This window comes from Pseudomonas viridiflava, assembly GCF_001642795.1.
Lineage (GTDB): Bacteria > Pseudomonadota > Gammaproteobacteria > Pseudomonadales > Pseudomonadaceae > Aquipseudomonas > Aquipseudomonas viridiflava.
Genome location: NZ_LKEH01000043.1, coordinates 45,647 through 63,229, shown reverse-complemented (window position 1 = coordinate 63,229; position 17,583 = coordinate 45,647). Strand labels below are relative to the sequence as shown.

Here is a 17,583-nt window from a genome sequence, read left to right as displayed (position 1 = left end):
GCCAACAGGCGGGGCGGATCCTGCGCCCCGGTCCTGTCGCTTGAGGAGCTTGTCACCATGCCCGGTTCAGCGACTGCCACCCCCACGCCCGCCCAGCGCGATTCTTCCGGTAGTGCAGGTCACGATGTCCTGAATGCCCAACCGCCTTATCTGCTGGAAATCAGCAATATCAGTAAAGGCTTTCCAGGCGTCATTGCACTCAACGATGTGCAACTGCGGGTCCGTCCCGGCAGCGTACTGGCGCTGATGGGCGAGAACGGTGCCGGCAAATCGACCCTGATGAAAATCATTGCCGGTATCTATCAGCCCGACGCAGGCGAAATTCGCCTGCGAGGCAAGCCCGTCACGTTCGACACGCCGCTGTCGGCACTGCAGTCCGGGATTGCCATGATCCATCAGGAGTTGAACCTGATGCCGTTCATGAGCATTGCGGAGAACATCTGGATCGGCCGTGAGCAGCTCAACGGCCTGCACATGATCGACCACCGGGAAATGTTCCGCTGCACCGCCGAACTGCTCGAACGCCTGCGCATCAAGCTGGACCCGGAAGAGCTGGTGGGTAATCTGAGCATCGCCGAGCGGCAGATGGTCGAGATTGCCAAGGCGGTTTCCTATAACTCCGATGTACTGATCATGGATGAGCCCACCTCGGCCATTACCGAAACCGAAGTCGCGCATCTGTTCTCGATCATTTCCGACCTGCGTGCGCAGGGCAAAGGCATCATCTACATAACGCACAAGATGAATGAAGTCTTCGAGATTGCAGACGAAGTGGCAGTGTTTCGTGATGGTTGCTACATCGGTCTGCAGCGCGCCGAAAGCATGGACGGCGACAGCCTGATCTCGATGATGGTCGGTCGCGAGCTGACCCAGTTGTTTCCAGAGCGTGAAAAGCCGATCGGCGATCTGCTCCTGTCGGTGCGTGATCTGCGCCTGGATGGCATTTTCAAGGACGTGTCCTTCGATCTGCATGCCGGTGAGATTCTGGGTATTGCGGGGCTGATGGGCTCGGGCCGCACCAATGTGGCGGAAACCCTGTTCGGCATCACGCCCAGCGACGGTGGAGAAATTCACTACGATGGCGCAGCGGTGCGCATCGGCGATCCTCATCAGGCCATTGGGCTGGGTTTTGCGCTGCTGACCGAGGATCGGAAACTGACCGGACTGTTTCCCTGCCTTTCAGTGATGGAAAACATGGAAATGGCAGTACTGGCCAACTACGCAGGCAATGGCTTCGTCAAACAGAAGGCCTTGCGGGCGCTGTGCGAAGACATGTGCAAGAAGCTGCGGGTCAAGACGCCGTCGCTGGAGCAGTGCATCGACACACTGTCCGGCGGCAATCAACAGAAGGCGCTGCTGGCCCGCTGGCTGATGACCAACCCCAGAGTTCTGATTCTCGACGAGCCGACCCGCGGTATCGACGTGGGCGCCAAGGCCGAGATCTACCGCCTGATCGCCTTTCTGGCCAGCGAAGGCATGGCGGTCATCATGATCTCCTCGGAATTGCCCGAAGTGCTGGGCATGAGCGACCGGGTCATGGTCATGCACGAAGGCGAAATGATGGGGATCCTGCCGCGCAGTGAAGCGACTCAGGAAAAAGTCATGCATCTGGCTTCCGGACATCGAGTCCATTGAGTTCGCAGGGCTGGCCTCGGCCAGAAGAACACGCCAGAACAAGAACAAGAGGGTAACACCATGAGCAACGCTATCTTGCAGAACAAGCCGGCCCTGGCGCCGACCAAGAACAAACGGCGACTGCCGACCGAACTGAGCATTTTTCTGGTCCTGATCGGTATCGGTCTGGTCTTCGAACTGTTCGGCTGGATCGTCCGCGATCAGAGCTTTCTGCTCAATTCGCAGCGGCTGGTGCTGATGATCCTGCAGGTGTCGATCATTGGTCTGCTGGCCATTGGCGTGACGCAGGTGATCATCACCACCGGCATCGACCTGTCTTCAGGATCGGTACTGGCGTTGTCGGCGATGGTTGCCGCCAGCCTGGCGCAGACCTCGGATTTCTCCCGTGCGGTCTTTCCGTCGCTGACCGATCTGCCCGTATGGATACCGGTGGTGGTCGGTCTGGGTGTTGGATTGCTGGCCGGTGCGATCAACGGCAGCATTATTGCCATCACCGGCATTCCGCCGTTCATCGCAACCCTCGGCATGATGGTGTCGGCTCGCGGGCTGGCGCGCTTCTACACCGAAGGCCAGCCAGTGAGCATGCTGTCGGACTCCTACACCGCCATTGGCCAGGGCGCGATGCCGGTGATCATCTTTCTGGTGGTCGCGGTCATCTTCCACATCGCACTGCGCTACACCAAGTACGGCAAGTACACCTATGCCATCGGCGGGAACATGCAGGCGGCCCGCACTTCCGGGATCAACGTCAAGCGTCATCTGGTCATTGTCTACAGCATCGCCGGTTTGCTGGCTGGCCTTGCCGGTGTCGTGGCGTCGGCGCGGGCAGCAACCGGGCAGGCCGGGATGGGCATGTCCTATGAGCTGGACGCCATTGCCGCTGCGGTAATTGGTGGCACCAGTCTGGCGGGCGGGGTGGGGCGCATCACCGGTACGGTGATCGGCGCACTGATCCTCGGCGTCATGGCCAGCGGGTTCACGTTCGTCGGGGTGGATGCCTACGTTCAGGACATCATCAAGGGGCTGATCATTGTGGTGGCGGTGGTCATCGACCAGTATCGCAACAAGCGCAAGACCAAGCGCTGAGAGCAACCTGCGCACACAAGGGCCTTCGAGGCCCTTTTGTGCGTTATAAGGTTGCTGGAACCGATTGGTTCTGTGTCGGTCAGACCCTCATCCAACCCAGCGTAATACAGGTTCGGTGCCCGGTTTTCAGGGGCTGCCGCGCAATTGTTGGCCAAAAGACTTCAATTGTGTTGCCGAGTGCGCGAGGCGGCCTTAGACTGCCGCCCCTCGTAAATTGAGTGCCAGGTGGCGCTTGGAGATCATGGCGCTTGTACGGCAACGTTGAGCCGCTCCTCAATGCACGTTTTTTTATAGAGAAATCAATGACAAAGGAAAAGTTGCTGGCCATGCCGGCCGATGACTACATGAACGCCGAGCAGCACGCTTTCTTCGTCGAGCTGTTGCAGAACATGAAGGTCGAAATCCACGAGCGAATCGAGCAAAGCCGCATCGCGATCGAGAGCCTGGATACCCCTGCTGATCCCGCCGATGCTGCTTCTGTGGAAGAAGAGCGTCACTGGCTGGTGAACGTGATCGATCGTGATCAGCGCATGCTGCCGCAGCTGGAAATGGCGCTGTCGCGTATCGCTGAAGACACGTTCGGCTGGTGTGATGACAGCGGCGAGCCGATCGGCCTGAAGCGCCTGTTGATCAGCCCGACGACCAAGTATTGCATCGAAGCGCAAGAGCGTCACGAGCAGATCGACAAGCACCAGCGCCAGGCCTGATTTACCGGCAGCGGGCAGGTGTCACGAAACCGGGAGGCAAGCGATTGCCTCCCGGTTTTCTTGTGCCTGCGTTTTATTGAAAGGAATATTGCTCTTACCACCAATGGCTCATGGCAGATGGCCGGTTTCTGGCGTTTAATGAGGACAAACAACGATAAATAAACGCTTGGGGTGATGCAGCATGTCCGACAACGCTTTCGTGGCAAACCGGTCCTGGGTGCCCGTTCTACAGACGCTCGCGCTGTGCCTGCTGTTGGCCGCGATCAATTTTGTCGGCGTCTCGCTTTACCTCGCCGTGCCGGTCGCCCTGTTGGTGATCTGGCTGCCACGTCTGCTGCCCGCCAACGCCGCTCGCCCCGCAGTCGTGTCTGAAGACAGCGCCATCGGTAATCTGACCCGCGACCTGTCCCGCACCACCAGCCACAACGCGCTATCCGCTGCGCAAGTCGCGTTTTCCGTACGTCAGCTGGCGGGCAGGGTGCAGTCACAACTCGATGCTGCGGAACAGGTGGTGAGCAGCGCCGACGTCATGATCACGACAGAACGGCAGACGGCCCAGTTGAGCCAACAGGCCCTCAGCGCGGCCAGCCAGGCCCGCCAGCGCAGTGATGCGGGCAGCGTGGTTCTGAACGAATCCATTCAGCGCATGCACCGCCTGAGTCAGGGAGCGGTGGAGAGCCGTGAACTGATCGAGGCACTGAATCAGCGCAGCGAGGAAATCCAGCGTGTGACGATGGTGATTCAGTCCATTGCCAGCCAGACCAACCTGTTGGCGCTCAATGCCGCCATCGAAGCCGCACGCGCCGGCGAGCACGGGCGCGGTTTTGCCGTCGTGGCTGATGAGGTGCGCGGGCTGGCCGGTCGCACCGCCAGTGCCACGCAGGAAGTCGGGCAGATGGTTGCCGATATCCAGCAACGCACCACCCAGGTGGTCGAACAGATTCGCCAGTTGTCAGCGGATCTGGACAGTGGTGTCCAGCAGGTGGAACTGACCGGTGAGCACCTGGACAGCATTGCGCGTCTGGCGGTCGAGGTGGAGAGCCAGGTGGGTGAAATTGCCCACGGCGCGCAGACCAATCAGGACCAGTTGGCCGGCCTGTTCGAAGCCGTTGAGCGCATGCGCGGCGATCTGGCCGTCAGCGACGAGCAGACCCGGCATCTGGCTAAAGCTGCCGTCCAGATGGAGGGGCAGGCCGAAACGATCAGTCAGCGTCTGGCGCAGGTCGGTCTGGATGATTACCACCAGCGCATCTACGATCTGGCCCGCGAGGGGGCGCAGCAGATCGCGGCGAAGTTCGAAGCCGACATCGAGCGGGGCACCGTCAGCCTCGATGATCTGTTCGACCGGCAGTACAAACCCATCCCGAATACGTTGCCGACGCGTTTCAATACCCGCTTCGACCGCTATACCGATCAGGTCCTGCCCGCTGTGCAGGAACCGTTGCTGTCGCGGCATGAAGGGCTGGTGTTCGCCATCGCCTGCACGCAACAGGGTTACGTACCGACTCATAACAATGTCTTCAACCAGCCCTTGACCGGAGACGCTGCTGTCGACAACGCCCGCAACCGCAGCAAGCGCAAATTCGATGATCGCACCGGCATCCGTTGCGGCAGCCATCAACAGCCCGTGCTGCTGCAGACCTACACCCGTGACACCGGTGAGCTGATGCATGACCTGTCGGTGCCGATCATGGTCAAGGGCAGGCATTGGGGTGGACTGAGACTGGGCTACAAGCCTGAAGCGGTAGCTTCGAAGTGACAGATCACTCACTTGCGGTTGAATAGCGTTCAAAAGGGCGGCAAACAGTTTGAATATGTTTATTGCGGTAGTTGATATATAAAAATATAGTTTCTCTATTTTTATCGGATTTGTTTGCCCTGATTTATTGTGAGTGTTTTATTGTTGTAGGAAGTTTCTGAAAAGTCTTTCCGTGACTTGACTGTTCGTATGGGCTGAGCAAGCTAGTTGAATCAACGGCGTAAATAGTTGATTTGACAATCGCCGCTACAGGGAACATCTAAGGACGGAAACAGGATGAAAAATACAGGGAATGTTAAAGAAGGCGCTACCGTTTCGGACGCTGCTGCACTGCGCGTCACTATACGGGCAGGCGTTTTCTTCGATGGAACAGGCAATAACCGACTCAATAGCCGGATCGGCGCGGACTGTCAGGCGCTTATGGAAGTCAATGGCGAACGGCATATCAGGGAGTGTGCAGGGCGCCATTCGGATCCTTCCAGCAGTTACAGCAATGATCTGACCAATATCGCCAGGCTGGTCGATCTCTATCGTGATCAGCAGATTGCCGCCAATGATGGGGGTGGGCTAAGGGTTTACTGGCCGATCTATGTCAGTGGTGCAGGGACAACGTCGGGCAGTCGCGATTCGCTCTGGCCGGGCCAGAGTTTCGGTCGTGGGCCCACGGGCGTGGTGGCCAAGGTCGAGCGAGCGATCAGAAAGCTGGACTCGCGCGTAAGAGCGTTCCCGCAACTCAATCCGGGGTGCGTCATCGAGGCGATCGAACTGGATGTCTTTGGGTTCAGTCGGGGCGCCGCGTCAGCCAGGCACTTCGTCAACGAAGTGCTCAAACAGTCCGCAGGCCTGCTTGAGCCTGTGCTCGGCAGTCGCAAGGTTCGGTTGAGCGAAGACTTCAGCTGGAAAAACCGCAGTGTGCGGGTCAAGGTGGTCGGGCTGTTCGATACCGTCGCTGCCATCGGCAGCCTCAAGGATCTGGGCAACGTCAGTGACTCGGCCAATCGACGCGTCAATCTCTACCTGCCGCCCGATTGCGCACAGCAGGTCCTGCATCTGGTGGCCCGTGATGAGTTGCGCCGCAATTTTGCGCTGAACAGCATCAGACCGGTGTGGCCGCGAGAAATCGTGCTGCCGGGCGCGCATGCCGACATCGGCGGCGGGTATTTGCCGCAGATGGAGGAAAGCGTGATGCTGACCCGGCCACGTGTCAGCACCCTGTACGCAGATGATCTGCATGAATCGACGTCTGCATGGCTGCAAGCGCAGGCCGAACTGAGCGAGATGGATGCAGAGCGCTGGATCGATCCGCTGGACACCCAGGCGTCGCTGCAGGTCCAGGCGTGTGATGAACAGTGCCGGTCTCGCGGCAGGGGATCTTTTGGGGGGCGTTCGACGGTTATTGCTGTCTGTCTGCGGCGTCAGGTGTTCGGCCATCTGTCACGGGTGCATCTGCGCGTCATGCATGCGCTGGCCTGTGACGAAGGCGTCCCGTTCAAACCGATTCCCATCGTGCAGGAGCTCAAGCTACCGCCCGAACTTGAAGGGATTGCCTGCAAGCTGATCGATTATGCGCGGGGGGATCCCTACACGCTGAGCGACGATGAAGAGAAAATTCTTCGCTGGCGCTACATTCATCATTCGGCGCACTGGAGCGCGGCGATAGGCAGGCTGGGCAGTCTGGGTGACGCAGTGTTCGTGCATGCGCCGGAGCCAGGCGGACGGGTGCTGCATCCCAATGTCGGACAGCATGGCTATCCTCAATAAGCCTGGGAGAGTGATGCAGTCTGACCTGCATCACTCTTTTTCGGTCAGGGTTGCTTGTGCAGAAGTACGTTCAGTTCGTCGACCACAGGTGCCCACTCGGCATCGGCGCGCAGCTCTTCCTTGAGGAATGCTGCCTGTTGGGGAGTCCAGAATTCGGCGTCGATCAGTTTCACCTCATCGGGCAGTCGATGTTGGGCAACAAAGGCATCGATACTGTTCTCGTCATTATCCAGACCCAATTGGGCAAACAGGCCTGGCAGGTCAGGGTTGGGCAATTCCATGTCATCTCCTCGACGAGGGCGAACCCCGTACAGTCATTGGTCCTGCATCGGAGTGGTGTGCCCGGACAAGAGTTCGATGCATTTTTCCCTGGAGATGAGCCGACTTTTCTTATACGCAAGGCAAGTGCTATGTTCATACATGCAACGAGTCACTCCTCAGTGAGAATCAGGCACCCCTTACGTGTCCAGGGCGTCTCGGGTTCATCGCAGGTGACGCCTGTGCGACATCGTTTGTACAAAAGGTATATATCCCGTTGACGCTGTGAGCCGGTAGAATCCGTCGCCAGCCTGCACAGGGTACGGGGTGGCCTGCCTGGCACCCCGCAGTGCAGCGCGTCAGCAGGTCTTGGTCGCGCCACGCGGCAACACGGATGAACGACTTTTAACTGCCCGCATACCGGGCAGCATCATTTATCACGTTGGGGGTTTGTACTTTGGCTGTAAGCAACCTGGATACGCACGCGTTATTCGTGCTCGGCGATCTGCGGGCACAGTTGGTCAAGCAGTTTCAATCACGTTTTGTCTATGTCACCGAACAGTCGGCCGAAGGCATCTACATCGCAGAGATCGACACCGAGTCCGCCATGGTCGTCGATGACAAGCCGCGCCTTGAACTCAAGGTCGGTGATCATTTTCGCGCCTCTGTATTGCCGAGCCGTGAGGGTGGGAAGTTCGAAATCAAATTCCGTGAAATCAAACTGACCGTCTACGGCCTGGGCGATTACGCGTTTGTCGATACCGCTGAAGGTCACGGCATTGTGTTCAAAGAAGGTCACACGGTGTTCATGGTGTTTGCCGCCACTGAACAGCTTCAGTCCGGCATGAGCAAGACGCTCAAGACGGCTGTTGGCAAGGCTGCAAAATGGCGCAAGGGCGAACTGTCATTCAAGGCCAGCGAATAACGCTGGCGATTGCGCTCGTCATCCGCCAGCGGACTCGCCTTCGTTGCGTCCGCCGCTGACTTCCGCTGGTACGTCATCGCCGGCCATGCGCTTGCGAAACAGCGCGGTTCGCGCCAATAGCAGTGTGGTCACAGGGACTGTGATCGCCAGCAGGACAGGGATCAGCCAGGCGTGAATCACCGGCTCCGACTTGAGTGCGGAGAAGTAGATGATCGAGGCCAGCGCGACGCACCAGGCACCCAGTGTCGAAGCCAGGGCAGGCGGGTGCATTCTCTGGAAAAAGTCCTTCAGGCGCAGCAGACCCAGTGCTCCGGTCAGGGTGAACAGGCTGCTGGCAATCAACAGCACGGCAGTCAGTACCTCGGCCCAGAAAGGCACGTTCATCGGTAGTGAAGTCATTCGATTACTTCTCCGCGCAGCAGAAACTTGGCCAGGGCAAACGAGCCGACGAAGCCGAACAGTGCGATCAGCATGGCGGCTTCGAAATACGTGTCACTGGCATAACGGATACCCAGCACCAGCATCATCAGCATCGCGGTGATGTACAGGTAGTCCAGCGCCAGTACGCGGTCCTGGGCAGACGGTCCTCTGATCAGCCGGATCAGGGTAATGACCATGGACAGGGCGAAGATCAGCAGGCTGATCAGAATGGCAGTGTCGAGCAGGGCACTCATTGGAAAATCTCCATCAAGGGGCGCTCATAGACGGTCTTGAAGTGCTCGATGAATTGCGCCTCATCCTCAAGATCGAAGACATGCATCAACAGCACGCTGCGATCCAGCGCCAGTTCCGACCAGACAGTCCCCGGTACTACCGTGGTTACCATCGCCAGCGCGGCAAGGCCATGGGCGTCGTGCAGGTCCAGCGGTATCCGGACGAAGGCCGAGCGCGGCGGACGACGCTTGAGTCGCCAGACACTCACGCCGACCTGGAAGTTGGAGACCACCACATCCCACCCGACCATCAGCAGGAATTTGAGGATGACGCCCGGCTTGCGAATGCGCACCGGCAACGGTCGCAGCGGCGCCATGAGCAACGGCGCCAGAAAGCCCAGCACGGCGCCCAGCAACAGATGCCCCGGACTGATGGACAGGTTCAGCACCAGCCACAGTGCCCACAGGGCCAGAGAAAAAACGGGGGCGGGGAACAGGCGCTTCATGGCTGTACCTCCGGCGCGCCAGCGTTGCTGTTGGGGCCTGGTACCGGACGCGTTGCCAGAACCGACTGCACGTACTGCTTGGGTTCATGCAGGGCGGCTGCCGTGTCCTGGGTGTAGCGCAGTAATGGTTCGGCCTTGAACGTCAGGGCAACGCACAGGCCCAGCAGGATGATGATCGGCAGGCATTCGTTGCGACGCAGGATGGGCGATGGGCGTTCGTAGGGGGTCCAGAATCGTTGGGTGCCAAGTCTGGAAAAGGCGATCAGCGAGGCCAGCCCCGAGAAAATCAGCAGGGCGATCAGCATCCAGGCAGGCGTCGACAGGGCTTCGTCCTGTGCGACGTCCAGGCCGAGCGGATTCATGAGCGCGCTGAGCAGGGTCAGTTTGCCGATGAAGCCGGACAGCGGCGGCATGCCGATGATCAGCAGCGCGCAGATCACGAAGCTCAAACCCAGAAATGCCATGGTGACCGGGATGACTTGCCCGACCACGACTTTCTGCTCTTCGTCCAGGTTGGTGCCGGGCGGTGGATGCAGTGACTCCAGGGTGCGTGGCAACTGGTCGGCGTCTTCTTCCAGTGGAATCTCGTTGGCCGAACGCGAGCGCTCGACCAGCTCGGCCAGCAGGAACATCGCGCTCAGGGCCAGTGTGGAACTGACCAGATAGAACAGCGCGCCAGAAGTAAGGCTTGGTTGCGCGAAGCCGATGGCCGACAACAGAATGCCTGCCGACACCAGAATGCTCAGGCTGGCCATGCGCTCCAGTCGTTGGGCCGCAATGATTGCAATGGCTGCCGTGACGATGGTTGCCATGCCGCCGTAAATCAGCCAGTCGCCGCCAAAGAACGCCGACGCACCCGCCTGACCTGAAAACAGCAGTGTCCACAGACGCAGCAGGGTGTAGATGCCGACCTTGGTCATGATCGCGAACATCGCCGCAACCGGAGCGCTGGCGGCGGAGTAGGCGGGGACCAGCCAGAAGTTCAACGGCCACATGCCAGCCTTGGCCAGAAACGCGGTGGCCAGAATCGCGGCCCCGGCGTGCAGCAGACCCTGATCGGCTTCGGATACTTGCGGGATCTTGATCGCGAGATCTGCAAAGTTCAGGGTACCCGTCACCCCGTATATCAGCGCGGCGCCAATCAGAAACAGCGACGAGGCCAGCAGGTTGATCGAGATGTAGTGCAGACCCGAGGTGACCCTGGCACGGCCGGAACCATGCAGCATCAGGCCGTAGGAGGCTGCGAGCAGGACCTCGAAAAACACGAACAGGTTGAACAGGTCTGCGGTAAGGAACGCGCCGTACAGGCCCATCAGCTGAATCTGGAACAGTGCGTGGAAACTGGCGCCGGCCCGGTCCCAGCGGGCCAGGGCGAACAGCAGGGCGCAGACACCGACAATGCCGGTCAGCACCATCATCATGGCCGACAGATGATCCACCACCAGCACGATGCCGAACGGTACGCCCCAGTTACCCGGCAGGTACACGCCTATCGAACCGGTGCTGCCGGTGTCCTGGACCCAGAACAGCAGCACGACGGAGATACCCAGCCCGAGCATGCTGGAGAACAGGTTGATACGGCCCTTGAGCGGGCGACGTTTCTCGCCCAGCCACAGCATCAGCCCGGCCGTCGCCAGCGGCAGAAGGATGGGGGCAATGATCAGTTGATTCAGCCAACTCATGCCTTGGGCTCCCGGCCATCAACGTGGTCGGTGCCGGTCAGGCCTCGGGAAGCCAGCAGCACCACCAGAAACAGCGCGGTCATGGCGAAACTGATCACGATGGCCGTCAGCACCAGTGCCTGGGGCAGGGGATCGGTGTAATTGAGCAAGTCCTGGGGAACGCCGTCCTTGATGATCGGCTCCCTGCCGATGAACAGGCTGCCCATGCTGAAGATGAACAGGTTCACGCCATAGGACAGCAGGCAGAGGCCCATCACGACCTGGAAGGTCCGCGGGCGCAGCATCAGCCACACACCCGATGCGGCCAGAACGCCGATGGCGATTGCAATGACTTCTTCCATCAGAGGGCTCCTTGCGGGTTGGCGACAGGCTTGGGTAACGGCGTCGGGCGATGGCTGCGTACCGACTGGTGAGCCAGCGCGGTAAGAATCAGCAGCGTCGCGCCCACGACCACGGCATAGACGCCGACGTCGAAGAACAATGCGCTGGCGAAGTGGATATCACCCAGGATCGGCAAGTGCAGATGCGCGGTGTGGGTGGTCATGAACGGATAACCCAGCACCATCGAGCCTGCTCCGGTGAGCACGGCGCACAGCAGGCCGGTGCCCATCCAGCGCAAGGGCCTCAGGCTCATCTGCGCTTCGACCCACTGCGTGCCGGCGACCATGTACTGCAGAATGAACGCCACCGACATGACCAGCCCGGCAACGAAACCGCCGCCCGGCTCGTTGTGGCCGCGCATGAACAGGTACATCGACACGATGAAGGCGATCGGCAGCAACAGACGTACCAGTGCGGCGGGGACCATCATGAAGCCCAGAGCGGTGTCGCTCGCACTGCGCGGGTTGATCAGATCGGTGACCACGTCGCGTGCCAGCAGACGCTGCTGGGCGGGTAATGGAATGCTTTCCTTGGGCGGGCGGAAACGACGCAGCAGGGCGAAGACCGTCAGGGCGACAGCGGCCAGCACGGTGATCTCGCCAAAGGTGTCGAAGCCGCGGAAGTCCACCAGCATGACATTGACCACGTTGGTGCCGCCGCCTTCGGGAAGGGCACGGCTGAGGTAGAACGAGGAGATGGCGTTGGGTGTCTGGCGGGTCAGCATGGCATAAGACAGGATCGCCATGCCAAGGCCGACCATGACCGCCAGCACGAAGTCGCGGATCCGGCGGGTGCGGGCTCTGAGTCGGGTACTGGTGGCTGCGACGTCTTCGTTACGGCGTGGCAGCCAGCGCAGGCCGAGCAGGATCAGCACAGTCGTCACGACTTCGACAACCAACTGGGTAAGCGCCAGGTCAGGCGCGGAGAACCATACGAAGGTGATGCAGGTCATCAGGCCGCAGACGCTGACCATGACCAGTGCTGCGAGGCGGTGATACTTGCCCTGCCATGCCGCGCCGAGCGCGCAGACAATCGCAATCAACCACAGTGTCACGAACACGCCGGAGCCCGGAATCTTCGGACGATCCCCCCAGGTCAGACCACTGAAGTACATCGGAATGAAGCCGCCCATCACGGCCGCCAGCACCAGCAGGAACAACTGCGGCTGCAGCCGGCGCGTGCTGACCTTGCGCTCGAAGCGCCGCGCCCAGTGCATCACGACCACCAGACTGCGTTCGAAAAAGCGCTTGCCGTTAAGGCGTCCCACCAGCGGTGGAACAGGGAAGCGGTCGGTCTTGAGGGAGTTGCGCAGCAACAGATAAAGAAGGATGCCGCCCGCCATCGCTACCAGGCTCATGATCATCGGCGCGTTCCAGCCGTGCCAGATCGCCAGGCTGTACTCGGGCAGGGTTCCGCCGACCACCGGTTGGGCGGCAGCCGCCAGCAACGGCGCGACCGACTGGGATGGAAAAATGCCGACGATGATGCAGGCCAGCACCAGAAACTCGACCGGCGCACGCATCCAGCGTGGCGGCTCATGCGGCATGTGCGGCAGGTCTTTCGCGATTCGTCCGAAGAATACGTCGACGGTGAAACGCAACGAATAGGCCACGCTGAACACACCGGCGATGGTTGCCACTACAGGCAGTGCGATTTCGACCCAGGCAGTGGCGGAAATGAACACGGTTTCGGCGAAGAACATCTCTTTGGAGAGAAAGCCGTTGAGCAGCGGTACACCTGCCATTGAGGCACTGGCCACCATGGCCAGCGTCGCGGTGTAGGGCAACAGTTTTATAAGTCCGCTGAGTCGCTGGATGTCCCGGGTTCCGCTTTCGTGGTCGATGATGCCCGCCGCCATGAACAGCGAGGCCTTGAAGGTGGCGTGGTTGAGAATGTGAAACACCGCAGCGACGGCAGCCAGCGGGCTGTTGAGGCCCAGCAGCAGGGTGATCAGGCCAAGGTGACTGATGGTCGAGTAGGCCAGCAGGCCTTTCAGGTCATTCTGGAAGATCGCGGCATAGGCGCCGAGAATCAGGGTGCAAGCTCCGGCACCGCTGACGATCCAGAACCATTGTTCAGTGCCTGAAAGGGCAGGCCACAGGCGTGCCATGAGAAATACGCCCGCCTTGACCATCGTCGCCGAGTGCAGATAGGCCGACACCGGGGTTGGCGCGGCCATGGCGTGAGGCAGCCAGAAATGGAAGGGAAACTGCGCGCTTTTGCTCAGTGCGCCGATCAGGACCAGGGTCAGCATGACCGGGTACAGGGTATGGGCACGGATGGCGTCGCCGGAGGCCAGAACGCGGTCCAGATCGTAGCTGCCGACGATATGGCCGAGGATCATCATTCCCGCCAGCAAGGCCAGACCGCCTGCACCAGTGACCATCAGTGCCATGTAGGCACCGCGTCTGGCATCGGCACGGTGGTGCCAGTAGCCGATCAGCAGGAACGAGAACACGCTGGTCAGTTCCCAGAAAAACACGATCTGAATCAGGTTGCCGGACATCACCAGCCCGAGCATGGCACCCATGAAAGCCAGGAAAAACGCAAAGAAGCGGGGCACCGGATCGTCCGGTGACATGTAGTAACGGGCATACAGTGACACCAGTGCACCGATCCCCAGCACCAGCATGGAAAACATCCAGGCGAAGCCATCGATGCGCAAGACGAAGTTCAGCCCCAGGCTTGGCAGCCAGAAATACTCTTCACGGATGACGCCGCCGTCGGCAATCTGCGGAAACCACAAGGCCATTTGAACCGCGCCGATCAAGGCGACGAGACCTGCGAGAAGGGATTCTGCGTTACGCGCGTTGTGCGGCAAAAACGCCGCCAGACAGCTGCCGATGAAAGGCAGAAGCAGTAGAACTATCAGGGACATAGGCTTCTAATCTGCGGGGAAATATCAAGCATCATACGTGCCAGACACTTCGAGACCAAAGGGACAGTTTTTCGAATTTCCTACAAAAAGTGTCTGATGGCGTTTTGTAAGCCATCTTTACCGGGGCTGATGTCAGTCTCAGCATCAGCCAGTGGTTTCAGTCCGCTTTTTCCACACCTTCTTCTTCGAGGGTCATCGGGTGGACGGTCGATGGCCGACGCCGCATTTCACTGACAATCACGCCAAGCACAATCAAGGCCCCGCCCAGCAGGGCAATGCCCGGCAAACGCTCACCTGCCAGTCGTCCGACAATGCCGGCCCACACGGGTTCACCGGCATAGATCACTGTTGCGCGGGTGGGCGAAACGCTTTTCTGTGCCCAGTTCATGGCCACCTGAATCACTGCGCTCATCGCGCCGAGCCCTACGGCGATGAATACCAGTAACCAGGAAAAGTCCGGCAGCCGTTCCTGGGTCGGAACGATCATCAGGAACGCCAGGATCGACGCGGTCGCCAGTTGCACCACGGTGACCCGCCGCACGTCGACTTTACCGGCATAGGCGCTGATCATGATTATTTCGGCGGAAATGGCCACCGCGCTGATCAAGGTGGCAATCTCGCCCGGACTCATGTGCAGTGAAGCGCCCTGCGGACCTGAAAGCAGCATTAGGCCGGTGAAGGCCAGGGCGATGCCAAGGCTCGGCATCAGACCCGGACGCCGCCCCAGTACCAGCCATTGCAGCAAAGGTACGAACGGCACGTAGAGCGCGGTAATGAACGCTGACTGACTGCTGGGAATGGTCTGCAGGCCGATGGTCTGCAAGCCGTAGCCGAGCATGATCGCCGCGCCAATCAGGACACCGGCCTTGAGCTCCAATAACGTCAGCCCGCGCATGACGTTCATCGAGCACAGCGCGACGATCATGGCGGCGGCAGCGAAGCGCAGGCCAACAAAAAACATTGGACCGCTGACCGTCATGGCGTGCTGCACGAGCAGGAACGTACCGCCCCATAGCATGGTAATGAAGATGAGGACGGCTTCCGCCTTGCTGATACGGGGTGTACGGCTGATAGACTTCATGTCGGCTCCAGATCCCACGGCCTTGCTTGTGACAAGCGGGTCGACACACAATGGCGTCGCGAAAGTGTGCAGTATAATGCGCAACGGATTCGGATGAGCACTCCCATGGACAAAGAAAATTCCCAGCGCGCGCCAGTACTGCAGCATGTCAGTCAGAACGTACGTCGCCTGCGCAACGCGGCCGACCTCAGCCAGACTGCGCTGGCAGAACGGTCCGGGGTCAGTCGACGCATGCTGGTGGCCATCGAGGCCGGTGAAAAAAACGTCAGTCTGGCGACTCTGGATCGGGTTGCCGAAGCACTGGAAGTGGCGTTCAGCGACTTGATTCAGGCACCTGACATTCGTGACCACAGCCGTATCAATGAACTGGCGTGGGCAGGTACGATTCACGGCAGCAAGGCCGTTCTGCTGGCCAAGGCCAATGCGCGGCGCGAAGTCGAGTTATGGGAGTTCTGCCTGGCGCCCGGCGACCTGTATTCAGCCGATGCCGACCCGGAAGGCTGGAGCGAGCAGGTCTATGTCGTTGAAGGGGATCTGACCATTCGGTTTTCCGATGGAATCGAACCTCGAAAGGTCGGCTCCGGCGAGTTCTACATGTTCCCCAGCAGTCAGCCGCACCGTTATTGCAACGAAGGTAACGTCACGCTGCGCTTTGTGCGCAATGTGGTGCTTTAACGTACCGACCTCCATTCATTGCAACATTCGCCAGAGGCCACGTTCGATGATCGACGACCATAACCCGACCGCCGACATCCTGATTGTCGGCGGCGGGCTGAGCGGCACCATGCTGGCCGTGCAATTGCTGCGCATACCCGGAAAGCGTCGAATCCTGATTGTCGAAACCCGTGAAGAGCTGGGCCGCGGTGAGGCGTACAGTGCGACGGAAATCGGTCACACCCTCAACGGCAATGCTGCCCGCATGAGTGCCGATGCGGATGATGCAGACGACCTGACGCGCTGGCTCACCGAATACCTGGCCAGCGGCGGCTGGCCCGAGGCTGCCGCGCAACGGGTGCCGGTCGCCGAGCTGTTTCCGCCACGCGGTATTTTCGGGCTCTACGTTCAGCAGCGATTGAAGGAAGCCCAGGCACTGGGCGCGACCCGTGGATCGACTGTCGAGCACGTGCGCGGTGAAGTGGTGGATCTTCAGGAGCAGGCCGCCGGCGTGTCAGCCACGCTTGCCGATGGCCGCGTACTGCAAGGGCACTTCGCCGTATTGGCGACTGGCATGTATGCGGCGTCGCGTACACCGCAGCGCGAGTCGAGCGGGCTCAATGCGGCGGCGCTCGATCCGTGGGACGTCAAGGTCATGCGCGAGCTCGATCCCAAGGCACGGGTGTTGATCATTGGTTCCGGGCTGACGATGGTGGACGCCGTGGTATCGCTCGAACAGGCAGGGCACCGGGGGCCGATTCAAGTCTATTCCCGTCATGGACTGTTACCCCATGTGCGGCGACAGCCGCCCGAATGGCCGGATTTTCTCGGCCAGGATCACGGCATCCGCACCACCCGGCAGTTGATTCGCAAGGTCCGCGAGCAATGTGAACTGGCCATCGAGAGCAGTATCGACTGGCAGGCACCGCTGGACACGGTCCGCGCCAACATTGGGCGATTGTGGAACCAGGCCAACGACAGGCAGCGTCGTCAGTTCGTCCGTCACGTGCGGCCCTGGTGGGAGAGTCATCATCATCGCTCGCCGCCGCCAAGTGCGGCACTGGTCGCGCGGCTCTTGAAGGAAGGGCGACTGAGCATCCATGCGGCATCGTTACAGGGAGTCTCGACCCTGGCGTCAGGTCAAGTGCAGATTACGCTGCGTTACCGAGGCGATGATAAGCCATCATCAATCACTGGCGATGCGTTGATCAATTCCACCGGCATCGAATACGACTGGCGTCGCGTTGATCGTGCTCTACCGCGTCAACTGCTGGCCAGAGGGTTGATCCAGCCGGGGCCTTTGGCGCTGGGCATCGCAGCCGATTCCCGCGGCGCCGTGCGTGATGCGCAAGGCCGTTATTCTTCACGCCTGTTCGCCATGGGCCCGCCGTTGCGCGGGATGTGGTGGGAGAGTACCGCTGTGAATGATGTGGCGAGTCAGGCCAAGGCGCTGGCCATTCATCTGGCAGACTGAGTCCGCAACGTTTCAGGCCTGATCCAGCAGATAAGGTCCTGCCCCGCGTTTACCCAGCTCATCGCCCTTGTTGCGAAGGGGGCAGGCTTCCATCGACAGACACCCGCCACCGATGCAACCCTTAGGGTGGCGCTCATCGTTAC

16 protein-coding genes and 1 pseudogene are annotated in these 17,583 nt (G+C 60.1%); 8 read left to right on the top strand and 9 right to left on the bottom strand.

Annotated elements, in window-relative coordinates; genetic code table 11:
- Positions 1-57: 57 nt before the first annotated feature.
- The 5 genes from AO065_RS20635 (at position 58) to AO065_RS20615 (ending at position 6,948) form a co-directional block, all read left to right on the top strand.
- A complete protein-coding gene (locus tag AO065_RS20635) occupies positions 58-1,635 on the top strand; it encodes a sugar ABC transporter ATP-binding protein (RefSeq protein ID WP_004883782.1) in 1,578 nt (525 codons plus the stop codon).
- 60 nt (positions 1,636-1,695) lie between these two features.
- Entirely contained in the window at positions 1,696-2,721 is a 1,026-nt protein-coding gene (locus AO065_RS20630; RefSeq protein ID WP_004883781.1) for an ABC transporter permease, read from the top strand.
- 302 nt (positions 2,722-3,023) lie between these two features.
- On the top strand, positions 3,024-3,428 hold the full coding sequence (locus AO065_RS20625) for a TraR/DksA family transcriptional regulator (RefSeq protein WP_004883780.1): 405 nt from the start codon (positions 3,024-3,026) through the stop codon (positions 3,426-3,428).
- A 181-nt stretch (positions 3,429-3,609) separates the two neighbouring features.
- Positions 3,610-5,187: a methyl-accepting chemotaxis protein gene (locus tag AO065_RS20620; protein ID WP_004883779.1), complete on the top strand. Its 1,578-nt coding sequence runs from the start codon at positions 3,610-3,612 to the stop codon at positions 5,185-5,187.
- A 276-nt stretch (positions 5,188-5,463) separates the two neighbouring features.
- Entirely contained in the window at positions 5,464-6,948 is a 1,485-nt protein-coding gene (locus AO065_RS20615) for a T6SS phospholipase effector Tle1-like catalytic domain-containing protein (protein WP_032651548.1), read from the top strand.
- A 44-nt stretch (positions 6,949-6,992) separates the two neighbouring features.
- Here AO065_RS20615 and AO065_RS20610 read toward each other — a convergent pair whose 3' ends face one another.
- Positions 6,993-7,229, bottom strand: coding sequence for a DUF2789 domain-containing protein (locus AO065_RS20610; protein ID WP_004883777.1), 237 nt, complete (start codon positions 7,227-7,229; stop codon positions 6,993-6,995).
- A gap of 434 nt (positions 7,230-7,663) precedes the next feature.
- Here AO065_RS20610 and AO065_RS20605 point away from each other — a divergent pair, with 434 nt between their 5' ends.
- Positions 7,664-8,131, top strand: coding sequence for a hypothetical protein (locus tag AO065_RS20605; protein ID WP_004883776.1), 468 nt, complete (start codon positions 7,664-7,666; stop codon positions 8,129-8,131).
- An 18-nt stretch (positions 8,132-8,149) separates the two neighbouring features.
- On the opposite strand, the gene AO065_RS20600 is transcribed toward AO065_RS20605, so the two are convergent.
- From AO065_RS20600 to AO065_RS20570, 7 genes are all read right to left on the bottom strand, one after another.
- Positions 8,150-8,530 carry a Na+/H+ antiporter subunit G gene (locus tag AO065_RS20600; RefSeq protein ID WP_025993046.1) on the bottom strand — a complete coding sequence of 127 codons (381 nt, stop codon included), beginning with the start codon at positions 8,528-8,530 and terminating at the stop codon, positions 8,150-8,152.
- The gene (locus tag AO065_RS20595; RefSeq protein ID WP_004883774.1) at positions 8,527-8,805 is read right to left on the bottom strand and encodes a K+/H+ antiporter subunit F; all 279 of its coding nucleotides are present in this window, start codon (positions 8,803-8,805) and stop codon (positions 8,527-8,529) included. Before AO065_RS20595 ends, AO065_RS20600 begins: the two co-directional genes overlap by 4 nt.
- On the bottom strand, positions 8,802-9,290 hold the full coding sequence (locus AO065_RS20590) for a Na+/H+ antiporter subunit E (RefSeq protein ID WP_004883773.1): 489 nt from the start codon (positions 9,288-9,290) through the stop codon (positions 8,802-8,804). Before AO065_RS20590 ends, AO065_RS20595 begins: the two co-directional genes overlap by 4 nt.
- On the bottom strand, positions 9,287-10,972 hold the full coding sequence (locus AO065_RS20585; RefSeq protein ID WP_004883772.1) for a monovalent cation/H+ antiporter subunit D: 1,686 nt from the start codon (positions 10,970-10,972) through the stop codon (positions 9,287-9,289). Before AO065_RS20585 ends, AO065_RS20590 begins: the two co-directional genes overlap by 4 nt.
- Positions 10,969-11,313, bottom strand: coding sequence for a Na+/H+ antiporter subunit C (locus tag AO065_RS20580; protein ID WP_004883771.1), 345 nt, complete (start codon positions 11,311-11,313; stop codon positions 10,969-10,971). The genes AO065_RS20585 and AO065_RS20580 overlap by 4 nt, the downstream gene beginning before the upstream one ends.
- Positions 11,313-14,231 (bottom strand): monovalent cation/H+ antiporter subunit A, encoded by a 2,919-nt coding sequence (locus AO065_RS20575; RefSeq protein ID WP_004883770.1) that lies wholly within the window; start codon positions 14,229-14,231, stop codon positions 11,313-11,315. Before AO065_RS20575 ends, AO065_RS20580 begins: the two co-directional genes overlap by 1 nt.
- A gap of 157 nt (positions 14,232-14,388) precedes the next feature.
- On the bottom strand, positions 14,389-15,312 hold the full coding sequence (locus AO065_RS20570; protein ID WP_004883769.1) for a DMT family transporter: 924 nt from the start codon (positions 15,310-15,312) through the stop codon (positions 14,389-14,391).
- A 105-nt stretch (positions 15,313-15,417) separates the two neighbouring features.
- Here AO065_RS20570 and AO065_RS20565 point away from each other — a divergent pair, with 105 nt between their 5' ends.
- Together AO065_RS20565 and AO065_RS20560 are read left to right on the top strand one after the other, a co-directional pair.
- On the top strand, positions 15,418-15,987 hold the full coding sequence (locus tag AO065_RS20565) for a helix-turn-helix domain-containing protein (RefSeq protein ID WP_004883768.1): 570 nt from the start codon (positions 15,418-15,420) through the stop codon (positions 15,985-15,987).
- Positions 15,988-16,033: 46 nt separating this feature from the next.
- Positions 16,034-17,440 (top strand): FAD/NAD(P)-binding protein, encoded by a 1,407-nt coding sequence (locus AO065_RS20560; RefSeq protein WP_004883767.1) that lies wholly within the window; start codon positions 16,034-16,036, stop codon positions 17,438-17,440.
- A 12-nt stretch (positions 17,441-17,452) separates the two neighbouring features.
- On the opposite strand, the pseudogene AO065_RS27920 reads toward AO065_RS20560, so the two are convergent.
- A pseudogene (locus AO065_RS27920) lies at positions 17,453-17,583 on the bottom strand (hypothetical protein); the annotation flags it as partial.